The 17319-nt window shown below is 59.3% G+C and carries 20 protein-coding genes, 1 tRNA gene and 1 rRNA gene; all 22 read right to left on the bottom strand.

From position 1 onward, the window contains the following. Nucleotides 1-15: 15 nt before the first annotated feature. Nucleotides 16-1299 carry a Dyp-type peroxidase gene (locus tag IEV00_RS06305; protein ID WP_188359513.1) on the bottom strand — a complete coding sequence of 428 codons (1284 nt, stop codon included), beginning with the start codon at nucleotides 1297-1299 and terminating at the stop codon, nucleotides 16-18. 9 nt (nucleotides 1300-1308) lie between these two features. Then, nucleotides 1309-1944 carry a copper chaperone PCu(A)C gene (locus tag IEV00_RS06300; protein WP_188359512.1) on the bottom strand — a complete coding sequence of 212 codons (636 nt, stop codon included), beginning with the start codon at nucleotides 1942-1944 and terminating at the stop codon, nucleotides 1309-1311. 13 nt (nucleotides 1945-1957) lie between these two features. After that, nucleotides 1958-2533, bottom strand: coding sequence for a copper resistance CopC family protein (locus IEV00_RS06295; RefSeq protein ID WP_229723114.1), 576 nt, complete (start codon nucleotides 2531-2533; stop codon nucleotides 1958-1960). Nucleotides 2534-2567: 34 nt separating this feature from the next. After that, nucleotides 2568-3236 carry a hypothetical protein gene (locus tag IEV00_RS06290; protein WP_188359511.1) on the bottom strand — a complete coding sequence of 223 codons (669 nt, stop codon included), beginning with the start codon at nucleotides 3234-3236 and terminating at the stop codon, nucleotides 2568-2570. Nucleotides 3237-3374: 138 nt separating this feature from the next. Further along, nucleotides 3375-3659: an HU family DNA-binding protein gene (locus tag IEV00_RS06285; RefSeq protein WP_188359510.1), complete on the bottom strand. Its 285-nt coding sequence runs from the start codon at nucleotides 3657-3659 to the stop codon at nucleotides 3375-3377. Nucleotides 3660-3728: 69 nt separating this feature from the next. Beyond that, on the bottom strand, nucleotides 3729-4034 hold the full coding sequence (gene rpsN, locus IEV00_RS06280; protein WP_188359509.1) for a 30S ribosomal protein S14: 306 nt from the start codon (nucleotides 4032-4034) through the stop codon (nucleotides 3729-3731). Between the two features lie 4 nt (nucleotides 4035-4038). Then, nucleotides 4039-4209, bottom strand: a complete 171-nt coding sequence (rpmG, locus tag IEV00_RS06275) for a 50S ribosomal protein L33 (RefSeq protein WP_188359508.1) — start codon at nucleotides 4207-4209, stop codon at nucleotides 4039-4041. A 2-nt stretch (nucleotides 4210-4211) separates the two neighbouring features. Further along, the gene (gene rpmB, locus IEV00_RS06270; protein WP_188359507.1) at nucleotides 4212-4448 is read right to left on the bottom strand and encodes a 50S ribosomal protein L28; all 237 of its coding nucleotides are present in this window, start codon (nucleotides 4446-4448) and stop codon (nucleotides 4212-4214) included. 523 nt (nucleotides 4449-4971) lie between these two features. Then, nucleotides 4972-5787, bottom strand: coding sequence for an SGNH/GDSL hydrolase family protein (locus IEV00_RS06265; RefSeq protein WP_188359506.1), 816 nt, complete (start codon nucleotides 5785-5787; stop codon nucleotides 4972-4974). A 232-nt stretch (nucleotides 5788-6019) separates the two neighbouring features. Further along, nucleotides 6020-7081, bottom strand: a complete 1062-nt coding sequence (locus tag IEV00_RS06260) for a siderophore-interacting protein (RefSeq protein ID WP_188359505.1) — start codon at nucleotides 7079-7081, stop codon at nucleotides 6020-6022. Continuing rightward, nucleotides 7078-7932, bottom strand: a complete 855-nt coding sequence (locus IEV00_RS06255; protein ID WP_188359504.1) for an ABC transporter ATP-binding protein — start codon at nucleotides 7930-7932, stop codon at nucleotides 7078-7080. The genes IEV00_RS06260 and IEV00_RS06255 overlap by 4 nt, the downstream gene beginning before the upstream one ends. Continuing rightward, nucleotides 7933-9003, bottom strand: coding sequence for a FecCD family ABC transporter permease (locus tag IEV00_RS06250; protein WP_188359503.1), 1071 nt, complete (start codon nucleotides 9001-9003; stop codon nucleotides 7933-7935). Beyond that, entirely contained in the window at nucleotides 9003-10013 is a 1011-nt protein-coding gene (locus IEV00_RS06245; protein WP_188359502.1) for a FecCD family ABC transporter permease, read from the bottom strand. The genes IEV00_RS06250 and IEV00_RS06245 overlap by 1 nt, the downstream gene beginning before the upstream one ends. Before the next feature lie 3 nt (nucleotides 10014-10016). Continuing rightward, nucleotides 10017-11063 (bottom strand): ABC transporter substrate-binding protein, encoded by a 1047-nt coding sequence (locus IEV00_RS06240; RefSeq protein ID WP_188359501.1) that lies wholly within the window; start codon nucleotides 11061-11063, stop codon nucleotides 10017-10019. A gap of 396 nt (nucleotides 11064-11459) precedes the next feature. After that, a tRNA-Thr gene (locus IEV00_RS06235) sits at nucleotides 11460-11533 on the bottom strand. A 72-nt stretch (nucleotides 11534-11605) separates the two neighbouring features. After that, nucleotides 11606-12826 (bottom strand): ATP-binding cassette domain-containing protein, encoded by a 1221-nt coding sequence (locus IEV00_RS06230; protein ID WP_188359500.1) that lies wholly within the window; start codon nucleotides 12824-12826, stop codon nucleotides 11606-11608. Then, a complete protein-coding gene (locus tag IEV00_RS06225) occupies nucleotides 12813-13592 on the bottom strand; it encodes a CbiQ family ECF transporter T component (protein WP_188359499.1) in 780 nt (259 codons plus the stop codon). The genes IEV00_RS06230 and IEV00_RS06225 overlap by 14 nt, the downstream gene beginning before the upstream one ends. Beyond that, on the bottom strand, nucleotides 13593-14405 hold the full coding sequence (locus IEV00_RS06220; RefSeq protein WP_188359498.1) for an ECF transporter S component: 813 nt from the start codon (nucleotides 14403-14405) through the stop codon (nucleotides 13593-13595). It lies immediately after the preceding gene. Between the two features lie 11 nt (nucleotides 14406-14416). Then, nucleotides 14417-15502, bottom strand: a complete 1086-nt coding sequence (locus tag IEV00_RS06215; RefSeq protein WP_188359497.1) for a nucleoside hydrolase — start codon at nucleotides 15500-15502, stop codon at nucleotides 14417-14419. Between the two features lie 81 nt (nucleotides 15503-15583). Beyond that, a complete protein-coding gene (locus IEV00_RS06210; protein ID WP_229723113.1) occupies nucleotides 15584-16462 on the bottom strand; it encodes a DsbA family protein in 879 nt (292 codons plus the stop codon). 162 nt (nucleotides 16463-16624) lie between these two features. Further along, a complete protein-coding gene (locus IEV00_RS06205) occupies nucleotides 16625-17128 on the bottom strand; it encodes a mycothiol transferase (RefSeq protein WP_188359495.1) in 504 nt (167 codons plus the stop codon). Between the two features lie 109 nt (nucleotides 17129-17237). Then, nucleotides 17238-17319 (bottom strand): 5S ribosomal RNA (gene rrf, locus IEV00_RS06200); the annotation flags it as partial.

Genomic DNA, 17319 nt, shown 5'->3' with positions numbered 1-17319 from the left:
ACAAAAGAGTGTGAATCAGCTAAACAGGCTCTCTCCGATAAAGCCGCTTTCGCTGCAACCCGCCGGTAGAGCAAAGACCGCCGAACCGATGGGGACTGTCCAGGTATTAAGCATATCGAGTTCCGCAAGCCGCTTCTGAACGGGAACAAACTGCTTCAGCGGATCTGCCTGATAAGAGCAGAAAATCAGACCCGAGTTGGAGACTCCCCCGCTAGTCTGGCCGTGGTCTGAAAAGCCCGAGGCATTGGAAACCGGCAGGTCATAGTTATAGGGCCTGCGCAGAATATGTTCCACCGGGTTCTGGGCGGTAGCTCGTCGAATATGAGCGTAGGGAGCAATCACGGGGAAGCCAAGCTCGGTGGTGGCAGAGAGGTCGGCGACGTCGTCCTCAGACTCACCGGTCAGCGGCGCCCCGGTATCGAGGGTGCGACCCACGGCGTCTTCTCGGGCGGGCCGGTCGGCTTGATCCCAGGTATCCAGGTTCATGTGAATCCGCCGAATCACCAGGGAGGTTCCGCCTTCTTCCCAGGGCTCTAAATCCTCGTGGCTTCCCCAGACAAACTGATCCATCGTCTCGTCTTGCGATGTGGGGTTAATGGTTCCGTCCACCTGCCCAAAGAGGTTTCGCTGGGTCGTTCCCTGCTGACTTGAGCCATAGGCATTACGGAAGCCGCTCTGCACCCAGCGCACCGTCACAAAGGAGCGCACGTCCTTCAGTAGCATTCTTTGGGCATGGGCCAGGGTCAGCGGATCCTGAGAGCAGATTTGAAGCAGCAGGTCCCCGTGGCTCCACTGCTCCTGTAGCTGGTCTATTTGCGGAAAAGCGGTTAGGGGCTTGAGCCAACCCGGCTTTTTCGCCGGATTAACCAGGTCAAAAATCTTTTCCCCAAACCCCACTGTCACGGTGAGTTCGGCCGGAATAGTGGCCAGCTCGGGCTCCTGGTCAACCACCGGCGCCCGCCCAGCGGTGAGCTGGGCGGCGTCGGCGGTGATGATTCTCAGCAGCCGTTCAATATCAGCTGCCTTTAGCTCCTCGTTGAGGTCGCAGGCGATGAAGCTGGCGTGAGCCGGCGGCGGGGTATCTACCCCGGCCTGACGCCGGCCGAAGAAGCCCACCCGCGCGGTTTGAAGCGGAGGCAGGGCTTCTTCGGCCCTTTCCTGGGCCCGTACCTCGGTGGCAAACTGGGCACCCAGCGTTGCGGCAACGCCCAGGCCAGTGCCTGCGGCTCCCGCTACCAGGGTGCGCCGGTTTATTCCGTCTGAGGTATGTGAATCGGGGTGCTGAGAATCGTGTTTCATGGTGTCAGCCTAGGAGCACTGGGGCAGGGCAGCAGCCGACTCGGTGGCCATACCGGGCATGTCAGACATATCGGAGTGCTCCATACCCTCCATGCCGTCCATACCGCCCTCAGATTCTGACCCGCCAGAGGGCATCTCCCCCGGTGCGTATTCTTCCTGGGCACCCGAGTAGTCGCGGGCACCGGCGTCAAAGGTCAGCTCCTGGCCCGACTCCGTTTCCAGGGTCACGTGAACCGGTATACCGGCGGGCAGCGAGCAGGTGAGATCCATGAGCATAATGTGGTCGCCACCGGGCTCAAGGGTCAGGGTCTGGCCCGCCTCGATGGTCATCGAGTCCACCTGCTTCATCTGGCTGGAGCCACTGGAAGCGTCAAGAGCGGTGGTGTGCAGCTGGGTATTCTCAGCATCGGTGGCGTTGGAGCTAGCCCCGGTGATGGTCACCGCTTGATCCGAGTTGTTGGTGATTTCTCCGAATACAGCGGTCATACCGCTATCGGCCGCTTTGGCCCAGGAGTTCTCCACGGTAAGCGCTTCAGCGGTATCGCTCTGGTCTGCGGCAGTGGAGGAGTCATTCTGAGAGCAGCCGGTCAGGGCAAGAATACCCACGGCTGCCACAGCTGCCAGGGACTTAAAATGGTGTGTCATCTCTGGAGCCCCCCTACTTGTTCTTGGGGCGCTTGGCCAGGATTACCACGAAGGCACCGATAATCACCGCAGCGCCCAGAACAAAGAGGCCAATCTTTGCACCGGTCGACATACCCTGGGTAGCTTCTTCTACGGGCTGGCTGGCTTCCTCCGCCTCATCCGAAGCAGCCGCTGAGCTCTCCTCCTCTGCAGCTGACTTTCCCTCGCCCACGGTGAGGGTCTGCTGGCCCTCAATGGGGTGGCCGTCTTCGGAGACAACTCGCCAGGTGACCGTGTAGGTGTCGTCCTCGGCGCCGTGGCCGGCAATAGGCTGGGTCACCTGCTTGCCATCGACTGTGAGATCGCCATTGGTGACGTCCTCACCCGCCGAGTCGGTAACCCGCACCTGGTTGCTGCCGTCCACCTGGGTAATCTCTCCGCTGAAGGTCATGGAAATCTCATCGGGAGCCTGCTCCAGCTGGGCGCCGTCCTCGGGGTTGGATGAAACCAGGGAGTCGTGGGCCAGGGCCGGAGTGAAGGTGGTCAGGGCCAGCAGACCGGTAGCGGCGACAGCGCCCAGGGCACGGGAAATGTTCTGTGAAATAGTCACGGTTAAAGCTCTTTTCAGTCAGTGTTATTTGAATTTAGCGAATAGAAAATAACACTGCCGGTGGGCCCCTGAGCAGCCGCACCGAGTCGAGCCAGGTGTTCAGAAAGTTTGTGAGAGGACGCCGCTGCACGGCTACCGTGCGTACGGGCGCGGGAATCTGTAGGCGGCCGGGCAGGGTAAAAATAGCCTGCAAAGCCAGGCCCAAGCAGCTGTTGGCCCGGTGAGCCAGAGCCCGGCCCCGGCGCAAGAGCAGGAAGGTCAGAACCGCGGCGAGCAGGTGGTAAGCCAGCATAGCGGGCTGGTTGCCTGAGACAGCATGGCTGTGCGCTAAAGAGGATCCCAGCAAGTGGGAGCCATGGTGAAGGTGACCGCTGGCCTGGGGTACCTGCGCCACAGCCAGGCCCTGAAGTGAGAAGAGCCAGTGCAACAGCCCCTGCGAGAGCAAAACGGAGGTCGCCAGACCAACCTTGGGCAAGCGCCGTCCAGCTAACATCACGCAGACCAAAGCCGACAGTGCGGTACACAGCGCCCACACCATCGGGTGCGGAAGGTGACCTCCCGCCAGCCCGTGCGAGGCAGAAGCCAGAGAGGTTGAGGATACCGCTACAATCCAGCCTTTCAGCAGGCGTTCAGAGCGCGTGGAGTGAGACGCCGTCATAGCTAGCTCATCACTCCTTTCCTCAACACCGTGCTGACCGGGCAAACCACCCTCTATTTTAGCGGAGAAGCACCACCAGCTATAACCGGCGCAAACTCGTTACGGGGCCCGTCTGAGGCAACAGCTTAAACAGAAAGAGACCGCCTCAACACGAGACGGTCTCTTTGAGAAGTCTTACAAGTTTTACTTGTTGGAGACTGCTGCCTTCAGCTTGGAACCAGCGGTCAGCTTCACGCCGTGGCCGGCAGGAATCTGAATGGTTTCACCGGTCTGGGGGTTGCGGCCGGTACGTGCTGCACGGTCAGTGCGCTCGATTGCCATCCAACCGGGAATGGTAATCTTCTCGCCCTTAGCAACGGAAGATTCGAAAACCTGGAACAGTGCGTCAAGAACGCCGTTCACTGCTGCCTGGCTGGTGCCAGCCTTTTCTGCAACCTCTGCAACGAGTTCGCTGCGGTTCTTAGCCATAGATGCCCCTCCTGAGACTTATGTTTTTCTAGTCGGTCAGGCAATTTTCCTAACCGTTCTAGCCAAACCTTACCAGCTTGACTTGGTAATACCGGGCAACTCGCCGCGGTGTGCCATCTGACGGAAGCGTACGCGGGAGATACCAAACTTCTGGAAGGTACCGCGGGGGCGACCGTCAATCTGGTCACGGTTACGTACGCGAACAGGAGAAGCGTTGCGGGGCAGCTTCTGCAGGCCCACGCGAGCAGCTTCGCGCTCTTCGGGAGTAGCGTTTTCGTCGATCAGGGTCTTCTTGAGCGCCTCGCGCTTCTCTGCGTAACGTGCAACGATTTCCTTGCGCTGCTCGTTACGAGCGATCTTTGACTTCTTAGCCATGCGCTTATCGCTCCTCTCGGAATTCTACGTGCTTGCGAACAACGGGATCGTACTTCTTCAGGGTCATACGATCGGGGTTGTTGCGGCGGTTCTTGCGGGTTACGTAGGTGTAACCGGTACCCGCAGTGGACTTGAGCTTGATGATAGGACGAACGTCCTTAGCCTTTGAAGCCATACTTAGATCTTCTCCCCGCGTGCGATGATTTCAGCTACTACAGCGTCGATGCCGCGTGCATCAATAACCTTGATACCCTTGCTGGAAACAGTCAGGGTAACGTTGCGGCGCAGTGAGGGTACGTAGTACTTCTTCTTCTGCAGGTTAACGTTGAAGCGACGCTTGGTGCGACGGTGTGAGTGGGAAATGCTGTGTCCAAAGCCGGGAACAGCTCCGGTCACCTGGCAGACTGCTGCCATAGTTTTCTCCTCCATTTGTTGACGAAATGACGGTGCGCAGTTGGTGCACACTTGATTTTCACAAGCGGCTTGCGTCCCGTCACCAAGGTAGAGCACCGGGTTATTCTCCGGGCTAGAGTGTTTGAGACTCAGCTTGGGTGAGAAGACAAGCTAAATCCCGCGCCACGGGATAACGGTGAATATTTCAAGGTGTCGAGAGGTGTTGCCACCAATGCGACAGCCTTAAATACTAGGTAAATACAGGCTTATATGCAACCTAAAGACCCGAGATTTAAGGGCTTTCCGGCCTGAAAGAGTTCCCCGCAGACTGGTTTGCACCCCGGTTCGGGTAGACAGTATGCACACGCAAAACCATTCTCTAGTCTAGCAGAAAAAGGCCTCTTCCCTTGAATTTTCAAGGATTTAAGGGGAGTGAGTCAGAGGTCTCACTCTGCCACAGCCATCCGCTACCCCCGCTAAATTACACCGGTGAAATTTATAGTGTGACGTTAACGGCTTAATGGGGTGAGCTGGGGAATCTCCCCTACTGCTCAGAGGCCTTCTCCTGCTGCCCCTCAAAGCGGGTAAGCTCGGGGTACTTGGGCGAGAGACCATCGCCGGAGCTGGTGCCGCGCAGGCGTCGTCCTACCCAGGGCACCACGAACTCGCGGGTCCAGCGAGCCTCATCGCGCAACCGCTGCATGCGGGTCTTGGGCAAAGCGATGGGCAGGGTCTGCGGCCCGGCCATGCTGATAGACTCGTCCGAGAGCAAATCCAGCACCCGACCCGCCATCTTAATGTGGCCGCGGGTGTTCAGGTGCAGGCGATCAGGGGCAAAGTAGCGCTGATCAACAAAGTCTCGCATCCGCCAGAAATCAACAATTTTCACGCCGTGTTCATCGGCGATCTCACGCAAAAGCTCGTTATAAATGGCGGTCTTGGGCCGGGTGGCCTTGAAAGCATTGAAGTCGCGCACGTCCATACCGGTAAAGGTGAAAACCTCAATGTCTGCGGCACGCAGCGCTTTGAAGCCTTCTTCCATCTGGCTCATCAGCTGGTCAATATCGGTATTGGGCCGCAAAATATCATTGCCGCCACCGTAGAAGCTCACCAGGTTGGGCTTGAGGTCAATGGCGGCCTGAAGCTGCTCATCGATAATCTGCCCCAGCAGGCGGCCGCGGATTGCCAGGTTGGCGTACAGAGCCTCGGAATCTGCCAGCATGAACTGCTCCGCCACGCGGTCTGCCCAGCCGCGTACCCCGTTGGGGCGCTCAGGGTCGGGGTCACCTACGCCCTCGGTAAAAGAGTCGCCGATTGCCACATAACGAATGCTGTGGTCGTTACTGAGAATTGAAGACATGCTCTCCCCTTATAAATTTGTAACCTCACCTGCTACTTTAGTGCGGCAGACGAGATTTATTCAAAGGTGACAGCACAGGCAGACAGCATGAGGGGGCCAGCCAACTGGCATCGGGATGAAGTGAGACGGGTGCGAGCTTGCGAGCACTCAGGAGCGAACGGAATCGCGAAGCGTGCGTTTAAGGGAGGTTGGCCGGCGCCCTCATGCTGGCCCTGTGCCTGTTGAACGAACCTCAGCACTCCGCCACGCCCTTCTTCCAGTAGCCCATGAAGGAAATCTGCCGCTTGTCGATTCCCGCCTCGTTCACACAGATGCGGCGCAGGGTCTTGATTACCGATGATTCGCCGGCGATATACACGTAGCGCTGCCCCTTTCCGCCAGTCTGCGGAACGGCCAGGGTCCAGGTTTCGTCTTCATCGGCTCGGGTGGCGGTATCCACCGCGCCCAGCGGCGTCGGCAGATCCAAGACCTGCCGCAGCCCCCGAAAGAGGTTTTCCCCGCGCACCGTATTGCCTGTTCGCGGTAGCCAATGCAGGTCAACACCGGGCAGGTTCTCCAGCGCTCCGGCGAGCGCGGCGACGTCATTGCTGAGGACGTCGTCGCTGCAGGGAACCTCCAAAAGCAGGTCTGCCCGGGTCTCGGCGGGGAGGGAACGGGCGATGGAGAGGGCGGCGGGCACGGCGGTTTCGTCCACCAGCATGAGCACCTGAGAGGAGTGGTCGGGGTTCCAGGCACTCCACAGGGCATTACCGCGCAGAGGGGCAAGCAGCGCAATCTTGTCGCCAACCTGGGCGGTGGCCGCCCAACGGGCGCCGGGGCCCAGCTCACCGGCGTCGTCCTGATGCAGCACGAAATCTATATCGACCTCGGGTACCTGCCCCGCCGGTAGAGGCCGATCAAGCACGGCCAGGTCAGCCTCAGAGTTTGCCCTTAGTTCCGCTTCAACCGGGGGCACCCGATCGGCAGGCACCAGGCGCGAATTGCGTAGCGTGTAGGTGCGCATCCAGCCGCGTTCCTGGGGTGGCGCGCTCAGATACCGCGAGCGCCAGTTCTCGGTAAGTTCCAGGTCTATGATTCCGCTGGCGCTGTGCTCGGGGGCAATCATCAGTTTGATATAGGCATCGAGCACGTCACCGGTGCCGTCAGAAATTTCTTCGGCGGCGTGGTGGAGGGACTCCCCTGCCAGGGAGATGCGCACAAAGTGGGGAGACAGCGCCTGCACCCGGGTGACTGCCACCGGAAAGAGCCCAAACTGCTTGTGGTCGGGGGTACGGCGCGGGCGGGCGGGGCTCACGAGACGTCCTCAAGCATCGCTTGGTCGGCGGTCTCGGCGGAGAAACCGCCCTTGGCCACCCGGGAGTGCGGCACCACCACGGTGGAGCCGTTGCCCAGCGGGTCTGCGACCGAGGCCTTGAGCCCGAAGATATTGAGCAGGTTTTCCCCGGTCATAACCTCCTCTGCTGATCCGGCCACCGCAATCTGACCGTCTTTCATGGCCACCAGGTGGTGGGCGGCGCGAGCGGCAAGGTTAAGCTCGTGCAACACCATCACCATGGTGGTGCCTCGGGTCTCGTTGAGTTCACAGAGCAGATCGAGCAGGTCTACCTGGTGGGCGAGATCAAGATAGGTGGTGGGCTCATCCAGCAGCAGAATATCGGTCTGCTGCGCCAGCGCCATAGCAATCCAGACCCGCTGGCGCTGGCCTCCCGAGAGGTCAGAAACCTGGTTCTCCGCCAGGGCCATGGTATTAGTGGCCTCTAGCGCCCAGGCCACCGCCTCGTCGTCCTCCCTGCTGTTCTTCTTAAAGAGGCCCTGATAGGGGTAGCGGCCGCGCGAGACCAGATCAGCCACGGTAATGCCGTCGGGGGCAATGGGGCTCTGCGGCAGCAGGCCCACCCGGCGGGCGAACTCTTTGGCGGGGTAGGAATGCACATCGCGACCGTCCAGCGAGATGGTTCCAGACTCCGGCTTGAGCAGTCGTGAAATGCCGCGTAGCAGGGTGGACTTGCCGCAGCCGTTGGGACCAATAATGGCGGTCACCTGACCTGCTGGAATCTCCAGACTGAGGTCGGGCACAATGGTTTTCGCTCCGTAGCCCAGGCGCACATTTTCAATAGTGAGAGAGCGAGGCTCAGCGTTTTTCATTTATCGTCCCTCTTTCTGGGATTGAATTAGAAGCCAAATCAGCACGGGTGCTCCCAGCGCACCGGTGAGCACGCCCACCGGTAGATCTCCGCCGGGGATATAGTTTGCCGTTATAAAGTCAGCCAAGACCACAATAATTGCCCCCACCAGGGCCGAGGCAAGTAGGGAATGCCTGCCGCCCAGCAGTCGCCGGGCAATGGGGCCAGAGACAAAAGCAACGAAGGCGATGGGGCCAGCGGCGGCGGTGCCCACCGCTGCCAGTACCACGGCCAGGCTAATACTGCTCCAGCGAGTAGCGGGCACATTCAGCCCCAGTCCGTGGGCTAGCTCCTCCCCCACCGAAACTGCGTGCAGGTTGATGTGGATGAGCGCCACCAGAGGAAAGACCAGCAACAGAATTACCAGCACAATCTCAATGCGGTTCCAGTTGGCCGGTGCCAGGGAGCCGGTAATCCATACCACCGCAGACCGGGCCGAGCTAATATCGATCCGGGCCAGCATGTAGTTAATGATGGCGCCCGAGAGCTCGGCAATTCCTATGCCCATGAGTACAAAGCGGTTGCCCACGCTGCCGCTACCGCGGGCAAGCGCCATGATAATAAGCCCCAGGCAGAGGGCAAAGGCCACGGCGAAGCCCGAAAGTACAAAGCCGGTGGCACCGAAGAAGACGATTCCAATGACGGCGCCGAGGGAGGCTCCCGAGCTAATGCCCAGAATATCTGGCGAAGCCAGCGGGTTCCTCAACAGCAGCTGAAAAATTGCGCCCGAGCAGCCAAAGGCAAGGCCGACCAGGGCGCCCAACACCGCCCTGGGGAGTTTATCTTCCATCACGATAAAGCGCGCTCCGCGGGCGCCCTCAATCGTTCCGCCCTGCAGAATGGTCAGAAAATCGGGAAAGGTCACCGTATAAGAGCCCAGAAGCACCCGGATAAGCAGGGCAGCCACTAGCAGGGCAAGCAGGCCCAGCACTACCGTCCTGGGCCGCTTGACCAGGCGTTTGCGCAGGCGCTGCACTTCTAGAGCAGGGGCGCTTAGAGCCGGGGCGCTGGTCTCTAGCACTCGTGCCGCCATTAGAGATCCCCCGTCTTCCGGGAGCGAATCAGAAAAATGAACACCGGAACGCCCAGCACAACCATGGTGACTCCCACAGGAACTTCCTCGGGTGGAAGCACAATTCTGCCCACGGTATCGGAGAGGGTCAGCACGGTAGCGCCCAAAATTCCAGACAAGGGCACAAGTAGCCGGTAGTCAGGGCCTACCAGGGCGCGCAGGGCATGGGGAACCATCAGCCCCAGAAAGGCAATAGGCCCGGCCATTGAGGTGGCGGTTCCGGCCAGCAGGGCAATCCCCACAAACATGACCAGGCGTTTGAGGGCAACGTTTTCTCCCAGCGAGGCCGCCATGTCATCGCCCAGGGCAAAGTTGTTAATGCTCTGTGCTCCAAGCAGAAGAATCAGGGCACCTGCCACCAGCAGAAAGATCCCCGGAAAGTAATCTTCCATATTTGCTCCGGCAATGGTTCCCTGCCGCCACTTGCGCAGCGAATCCAGGGCATCGTTGTAGCGTAGCAGAAAAGCTGAGGTCAGCGACAGAAGCCCGGCGGATACAGCAGCACCCATCAGCGCGAGCTTCACGGGGGTAGCGCCGTCCCGCCCAATAGCGGCTACCGCGTAGACCACTACGGCCGTGACGGTCGCGCCCACAAAGGCGAGCGCGGCGAAGCCGGCCGGAGAGGAGAGGCCGAAAAAGACAATACCGACGACGACGGCGAAGGCCGCCCCGGCGTTGAGTCCCAGGATTCCGGGGTCGCCCAGGGGGTTCCTGGTGACCCCCTGCATTCCGGTCCCGGCAATCGCCAGGCTAGCGCCCACGGTCACCGCCCAGAGGGTGCGCACCGCCCGCTGGTCAATGACTGCCCGGTCCATGCCCGAAACGTCAGTTCCGGTGAGGTAGTTCCAGAAGGTCGCCGGGGCGATGGGGCGGGTACCCAGTAGAAAAGAGAGCAGGGTAGCAAGCAGCAGCAGTGCCAGCAGTAGCACCGCTACGGTAACTTTTCGGTGACGACGTAAAGAGCTGCCCATTACTTAGGCGTTGCGGATGTTATCAATAGCCTTTGAGAGGTTCTCGAGAATGGGGGTCTGCTCAACGGCCCACACCAGAGACAGGGGCGAGGCAGCCGAGAGCGCAAGACCGAAGGTCTTGTCAGACTCAAAAATCACGGCGTCCTTCTGCAGGGCAGGCATGTTGGCGAAGAGGTTGTTCTGCTTAACCTTCTCAACATCGTCTTCGGTCTCGGTCCAGGCCCACACCGCATCGGCCTCTACGGTGTCGAGCACCTCTGCCGAGATGTTGATAAAGAAGGTTCCCTTGTCACCGCCGTTTTCCTTCATGTAGTCAGATTCCTGCATACCCAGCAGGGAGAAGAAGCGCGGGCGGGTGTCTTCAGCAGTGTAGGCGCCAAAGGTGTTCTGCTCGTTGTCGAAGGCGCCGGCAAAGAAGGTCGCTCCCTCAAGGTTGGAGTACTCCGCAGCGGCGTCCTTAATCTTCTGTTCGGTCTCTTCGATAACCTTCTGCGCCTCGTCCTCCTTCTTCAGCATCTTGCCGGCCATCTCTACGGTCTGCTGCCAGGACGCCGCCCAGGCGCCCACTCCCTCGGGGGCGGCGACCACCGGAGCGATTTCGGAGAGCTTGTCATAGATTTCCTGGCTCATGTCGCCGTAGGGAGAGAAAATGGCGTCGGGGCCCAGCTTGGCAAGTTCCTCGTAGTTGGGGCCGTCAGTCTCGTCGTAGCGCAGGGGTTCTTCGCCACCGAGTTCTTCGAGCTTCTGATCGAACCAGGGCGACGACTGGTTCTCGTTACCGCCCCAAGCAACGATGGGGGTACCGGCGGGAACCACGCCCAGCGCCAAGATTGCATCGGGGTTCATCCAGTTCTGCACTACAGCGATCTTCTGCGGTACCGCTTCAAAGGTGGTTTCGCCGAAATTGTGCTTGACGGTGTAGGCCTCGCCCTCTGCGGCCGAGGAGTTGGAGGACTCTTGGTTGGAGCCGGTGGAGCAGGCCGAGAGAATACCGGCCGCTGCGGTTGCTGCCGCTACTTTGAGAAAGGCTCCGCGTGAGAGAGTAACCATGAATTGAGTCTCCAGATTCGTGAGAGGACGCCGGCATCTTTCGCCTAGCTAATTCTTTTCTTAGGCTTACCTAAGGCTCCCTCAAGAATAGGTCATTGCCTCTTTTTGGTGCAACTTTTCTTGCGTAATTAGACCACCCTGCAAGGAGCCGGATTCCAGGCCCGCCGGGGAGTCTGGACACAAGTCAGTTCTCCCTCGAGAGGTCAAATATATACCGTTTTTCACGCATTTTCGGTCTAAAAATGGCCTCTCGGCGTTTGAAGGATTTTGGGCAGAAAAAAGAGCCCCCTACCGGATTCGAACCAGATGAAGCGCCGGATTCCGAGCGAGCGAGGAATATAATCCGGCGCGGAATGGTCACCGGTTCCAAGCAACAGAATTTCGGGCAGAAAAAAGAGCCCCCTACCGGATTCGAACCGGTGACCCCCTGTTTACAAGACAGGTGCTCTGGCCAGCTGAGCTAAGGAGGCGTACACCGCGCGCGGCGACTGTTCTATACTAGCGAATCTTTCTCCCAGGCGCACATTGTGTCTGGGCCGGGGTTAGGAGAGCTCCAGCACGGGCCCGGCCAGCGTGTCAAAGAGCTGACCGTCGTGGGTTGCCAGCACCACGCTGCCCCCGGCTTGGGTGTAGAGCCGCACCAGCTCGATGATCCGCTGAAGCCCCCGAGCGTCGGTTCGACCGGTGGGTTCGTCTAGTAAGAGGCAGGACGCGCGGGCGGCGGCTGCCGTTGCTAGGGCGAGCAGGTGCATCTCGACAGGAACGAGGTCGTGGGGGTGGGTTTCGAGGGAAAGATTGAGTCCTAGAAATTCTAGAAGAAAATCACGCTGAGCATCGGTGCTGCGGCGGGCAGCCCCCAGGCTAAATTCCCCTTCTACCGTGGAAGCGAGAAAGTGGTGGCTGGGGTTCTGCGGGGCAAGGCAGGCTAGCTCTAGCCGGGACTCTGTAGGAACCGCAGAGGGGCTAACCCCACCCACGGTTAGCCTGCCAGAGACGGGTGCTAGCAGACCGGCAATGGTTTTAAGGAGGGTGGTCTTTCCCGCTCCGTTGGGCCCCACCAGCCGTAGCACCTGCCCCGGCTCTAAGTGCAGGTTCAGGTTCTCCTGCACAGCTTGAGCAACAGCCTTTCGCCGCCAGGGCCGGGCAGGCCTTGAATCAGGCGAAATCGCCAGAGAGTCCAGCTCTAAAGAGCGAGGCTCAACGGTTCCAAAGAGCTCACCTGAGACAAATTCCCCGCCCCAAACCTGCTCGACCTCGAGCACCCGGGTGGCGGCGTCCTTCTCCTCAGCAGCAGGCCGGGTGGAAGTCCACGCCACCGCACCCGGGTAGGCAGCGATAGCGGCGAGAACCCGCCGGCGTGCCGAGCTGTCCAGGCCGGTCAGGGGCTCATCCAGCAGAAGAGCCGGAGCGTTCATAATAAAGTTGGCGGCGAGTACCACCAGCTGGGTCTGCCCACTGGAGAGCGTCAGCGGATTGGCATCTAACAGGTGGGAAATTCCAAAGGTCTCAGCCGTGGTTTCTACCGCGTGGAGCAGGTCTGCCCGGGTGGGTACGTCGGTCTCAATACCCAGTGAAATTTCCTCGGCAACGGTCTGGGCCAGAGCGGTCAGCTGGGCGCTGGCCTCGCCAGAGACCAGCACGGCATCAGCCCTGCGCTCGGCAACCGCATTCAAAGCGGCGGTTTTTCCGCTGGACCTGCCGCCCACCAGCAAAATTCGCGTGCCAGCTTTGAGCGCGTCGTCAGAGAGTTTAAAACCAGCCACGGAATACTCCAAAATGTAGAAGAACCACCAGCAGGCAGCAGAGAGGCAGGGCCCAGCGCAACACACGCTGAAGCCCTGAGTCGGGATAGTCCCGCACAAAAACCCGCTGCCCCGCAAGCTCAATTCCTCGATAGTCCAGGGCGCGCCCGCGCACCTGGTGGTCTAGCAGAATCAGGGTAAAGAGCGTGCTGGCAATCTTGAGGTTACCCTTGAGTCGGGCCAGCCAGCTGGAATCATCCAGACCCCGCGCCCGCGCCGCCTCCTGCTCAATGCGAATATATCGAATCAGCTGGGCGGGAGCGTTCAGCGAAGCCACCAGCAGAAAAACCAGCCGCGACGGCACCTTCCAGCTGTTCAGGGCATACCGTAGCCCCGCCGTCGTCGTCAGCAGGGTCAGCAGGGAGCAGGCGGTACCGAAATTGAGAATTTGCAGGGCAAGATGGGCACCGTAGGTCATACCCTCAACCGTCACCGCAAACGTCATGAAAGCAAAGGGCTGCCAGCTGGCCAGCACCGTTTGCCCGGAAAAACTGACCGCCTGCACGAGAAAAGCCATCAGGGCAACGGGGCCGAGCCCCACCCCCACAAAGAGCAGAAAGCCACGCAGCCGCCCCGCCGCTACCAGCAGGGTGAGCTGGGCCAGGAGCAGGACGACGCGCGCCGCTAAACTCAGCGGCATCAGGGCAAGGACGAGGGCACAGAGACTCAGCACAACCCAGGTTCTCGGGTGCAACGAGTCCCTCCACCGCGCGCGAGTTTCAGTCATCTAGCGCCGAGTCAAAAACTGGTTCTTGACCCGCTGGGGAATAGCTGCGGCAATGAGCCAGACCAGCAGAAAGGCCACGGCCTTATCCAGCGGATCAGAGAGCAGGGACTGAAAGGTGGTCGCCGCCAGCAGGGACTGCCCGGTTGCCTGGAAAGCAGCCACTAGGGAGCCGGTTCCAAAGCCCTGGCCACCGCCGTAGACAAAGGCGGCAATGGGGGCCCCGATAAAGCCAGCGACAATGCCGGTGCCAAAACCTGCCAACACAGCGGTCCAGATTTTCTTGAAGAGTCCCGCCCGGCCCGCGTAGCCCGCCAGCAGGCCGATGACGGCGGCACCGGCGGCAAAAGGAATGGTGGTGGGGTTGACGGTCAGGCCCCAGGCGAGGTTGGTAACAACCCCGGTCAGCACACCGGCTGCGGGGCCTGCCAGGTAGCCCACCAGAATGGTGGCGATAGAGTCAAGGTAGAGGGGAATTCCCGAAAAGCCGATTATCTGACCCAGCACAATGTTGAAGGCTGCCGCGAAGGGAATTAGAGCCAGAGCTGAGAGAGGAATGCGGGAGACATTGCCCGCGAGCAAAAGAAGCGCGCCCACCAGGTAGCCGCTCATCAGGGGCAGAGAAGCCTGGGTCATGTCGTTGGCGCCCGCACCGTAGATTACGGTGAAAATATAGGTGCCGATAATGAGAAGGGCGCCCAAGACGTTCATCACGATGGTGAAGGTTTTGCTGTGGTTCTTATCCCGATGTTTACCGAGGTTCTCCGCTTGTGCCGAGAACCTCTGCCCAGACGGGGGTGTAGCCTGTGTACTCATAGTATTTTCCTTTAGTGTGAGTGTGCGTAGCAGCTACGCACGGTTTCTATATAGTGGTCAAAAAATGTCGCGGCCTCTGCCGTCATGAGCGCAGAAGCGTTGGGGGTTCGTCCCCAACGTCCCAGCCAGTCAGCGATAGTCTGCCCGCGGGTGAGCTTACCGTCAAGCTCCACGTCGATAACGGTCTCGACTTCTTTCCCCAGCACCAGTGCCCCTTCGTCGCCCTGCTCTTGCAGTAGCCGGTTCACCGCGTAGGCGGTCACAAAGGGATCGTGCACGTGGGCAATAAAGCCCAGCCCATCCCCCTCATGAAATTCCATATAAAACTGCAGGGCATCGTCAAGGGCCGCCAACACCGGTGAATCTTCCTTCCCCGCCGTTAGTCGCTGCCGCAGCTCGGGCGTCAGTATGTTAGATTCGGTCGCGTCCAGCGGGCAGAGCACCGGATAGCAGGCGGCGTCCGGCCGGTCAAAAGCCTCAAAAACCTGATGCGCAGCTTCGGGGTCCGAGTGGATATTCCACTCGGTAGTGGGCATGGTGTTACCGCGGTGGTTGAGCGCTCCGCCCATAATGTGCAGGCTCGCCAGGCGGGTGGGTAGCTCGGGATCGAGTTCAAGCGCCCGCGCGAGGTTAGTGCAGGGTCCAAGGACGACGCCGCTCAGCTGCCCCTCATACCGGCGGGCGGTCTCCACCCAGAGCCGGGCGCCGTCGTCATGATTCTTCTCGGTGGGCACGCTTTGACCGGGCAGTACCGCGTAGCCGGTACCAAAATCGCCGTGGGTCTCTTCGGTGGTGGTCAGGGTCTGCTTGAGCGGATTCTCTGCCCCCAACGCCCAGGGCACCTCGGCAGCAGCGGGTACTGGTACTGATTCTTGAATCAGCTCCAGCACACCCCGCAGGTTGCGACCCACCTGCTCTGTGCTCACATTACCGCCGCTGGCCACCAGAGCCGCCACCTGCACCTGCGGGTGGGCAAAGGCGTAGGCAAGCGCCATCATGTCATCGATTCCAGGATCACAATCAATCAGTAGCGTGCACTCGGCCTGGGTCACCGGATTCTGCCTTTCACTGGAAAGCTCAAAAGCTGAGGACTGCAAAAAGAGGGACAGCTACTCCCCCATTCGGGAGAATGTAGCTGTCCCTACATCCGTCTAAAAATCATACCGATTTTTGACTATTTATGCATTTGCCTTCTCATCAATCAGGTTGTTGATCCAGCCTTCAAAGTCAGCGGTGGTGAACTGCTGACCATCTGCGAAGACGGTCGGGGTGCCGATGATACCGCCGTTCTGGGACTCGGGAGTTACCACGTTCACCAGCGGACGCCACTTGTTGGTGTCCATGTCTTCCTTGATGTCTGCCCCGTACTTAGAAGCAATGTCGATCAGCTCATCGTTGGTCAGGCCGCCCTCACCCTGGTGGGAGAAGATTTCCTTCTGGTATTCGAGGAACTGGTCGGTAGATACCTGGTTAGCTACCGAGTAGGCAGCGTTAGCAGCGCGTGCCGAGTACTCGGTGGCGCTCGATGCATCGAGGAAGGTCAGGTTGCGAACCTCAAGGGTAATCTTGCCGTCCTCAACCAGCTGCTGGATGGTATCGCCGTAGTTAGACTCAAACTCTGCACAGTGTACGCAGTTGTAATCCTGGAAGATGGTCAGGTGAACGGGTTCACCGTTGTCCTTGGCCTGATCTGCGGTCTCAAGACCAACGGGGAACTCGGTTTCTTCTGCTCCCTCAGTCACGGTATGAGAAGCGGTAGCCGAGTTCAGAGAGTTAATATCTCGGCTGGGCTCATCTGAGGTATTTCGTTCAATGCCGTTTGCAGTCAACACGATACCACCGAACCCGTTGGAGCTGGCGGGAACAGGGCCTGCATCTTCAATCTTGTTGCGGTTGGCCTGTACAATCACCATCGCGATAATGACGACGATCGCAACCGCTACGAGCAGCACGGTTGCCTTGATCCAGCCGCCACCTGATTTCTTAGACGCTTTTGCCTGTTGGGACGCTACTTGGCGTGCGCGTTCGCGGGCATCTACGGCCTTGTTGTTTGCCACGAATGGCCTCACTTTCTTGTGTGTTCTAACCATTCAAGATTAGCCGAACTAGGTTAACAACAGCCAGCGCAAACATCACTTTCCCAGGAAACTAATACTATCTTGGGTATAAACCTTGAGGAAGGGCGATCTCTCTACGGGGAGAAGTTGAGGACCCGCAAATTATTTCTTCATTCCGAGCACATACTGTACTTGGCCTATGTGCTGGGCAGCATCGTCGACGATAGAAACCAAACGAGCTCCTCGGCTAACGGCGGGGTCCCAATTGCGGTCGATGATTTCGTCTAAGTCCTCATCGGAGAGAGTAACCAGATAGGCTTTGAAAAAATCTACCGAGTCAACGATGTAGTCCAGAAGAACCGAGGCGTCGTCTGCAACGATTGCTCGGGCTTCTTCAGGGGTGTGTCCGTAGCCGATATGCGCACCTGCTTTGCCCAGCCCTGTCTTTTCACCATAGCTACCTGACTCCCAGACCTGAGTTGCGTTCCAGAGATGAGCTACCTGCAGGTCGATCTCTCGGCCTGTATGCCAGAGGAGCCAGGCAATAGAATTATCATGGTCACAAGGGTGCCAGTTCAGCTGGTCAGCAGTAATTTTCCCACGGAGAGAGTCTGCATATTCGCCAATGCGGGTTATGGAATCATTCAAAATATCTAGTGCGTTCATAGAGCTCACTCTACCCCACACTGGATTTCCATGTTAAAACAGAAAAGCCTTAAACAGAAAAGGGCCCGGAGCACCACACCCCAGACCCCTTCCAACATCCCAAACAAAAAACCGGCGGCAACCTACTCTCCCACACCGTCCCCAGTGCAGTACCATCAGCTCAACAGGTCTTAGCTACCGGGTTCGGGATG

This window comes from Rothia aerolata, assembly GCF_014635585.1.
Lineage (GTDB): Bacteria > Actinomycetota > Actinomycetes > Actinomycetales > Micrococcaceae > Rothia > Rothia aerolata.
This window is presented reverse-complemented; position numbering and strand designations above follow the sequence as displayed.

What these genes read in the sequence shown, in the direction of transcription:
- IEV00_RS06305 (WP_188359513.1), bottom strand. Translation starts at nt 1,299, where the DNA reads ATGAAACACGATTCTCAGCACCCCGATTCACATACCTCAGACGGAATA.
- IEV00_RS06300 (WP_188359512.1), bottom strand. Translation starts at nt 1,944, where the DNA reads ATGACACACCATTTTAAGTCCCTGGCAGCTGTGGCAGCCGTGGGTATT.
- IEV00_RS06285 (WP_188359510.1), bottom strand. Translation starts at nt 3,659, where the DNA reads ATGGCTAAGAACCGCAGCGAACTCGTTGCAGAGGTTGCAGAAAAGGCT.
- rpsN (WP_188359509.1), bottom strand. Translation starts at nt 4,034, where the DNA reads ATGGCTAAGAAGTCAAAGATCGCTCGTAACGAGCAGCGCAAGGAAATC.
- rpmG (WP_188359508.1), bottom strand. Translation starts at nt 4,209, where the DNA reads ATGGCTTCAAAGGCTAAGGACGTTCGTCCTATCATCAAGCTCAAGTCC.
- rpmB (WP_188359507.1), bottom strand. Translation starts at nt 4,448, where the DNA reads ATGGCAGCAGTCTGCCAGGTGACCGGAGCTGTTCCCGGCTTTGGACAC.
- IEV00_RS06265 (WP_188359506.1), bottom strand. Translation starts at nt 5,787, where the DNA reads ATGTCTTCAATTCTCAGTAACGACCACAGCATTCGTTATGTGGCAATC.
- IEV00_RS06255 (WP_188359504.1), bottom strand. Translation starts at nt 7,932, where the DNA reads ATGAAAAACGCTGAGCCTCGCTCTCTCACTATTGAAAATGTGCGCCTG.
- IEV00_RS06250 (WP_188359503.1), bottom strand. Translation starts at nt 9,003, where the DNA reads ATGGCGGCACGAGTGCTAGAGACCAGCGCCCCGGCTCTAAGCGCCCCT.
- IEV00_RS06245 (WP_188359502.1), bottom strand. Translation starts at nt 10,013, where the DNA reads ATGGGCAGCTCTTTACGTCGTCACCGAAAAGTTACCGTAGCGGTGCTA.
- IEV00_RS06240 (WP_188359501.1), bottom strand. Translation starts at nt 11,063, where the DNA reads ATGGTTACTCTCTCACGCGGAGCCTTTCTCAAAGTAGCGGCAGCAACC.
- IEV00_RS06225 (WP_188359499.1), bottom strand. Translation starts at nt 13,592, where the DNA reads ATGACTGAAACTCGCGCGCGGTGGAGGGACTCGTTGCACCCGAGAACC.
- IEV00_RS06220 (WP_188359498.1), bottom strand. Translation starts at nt 14,405, where the DNA reads ATGAGTACACAGGCTACACCCCCGTCTGGGCAGAGGTTCTCGGCACAA.
- IEV00_RS06205 (WP_188359495.1), bottom strand. Translation starts at nt 17,128, where the DNA reads ATGAACGCACTAGATATTTTGAATGATTCCATAACCCGCATTGGCGAA.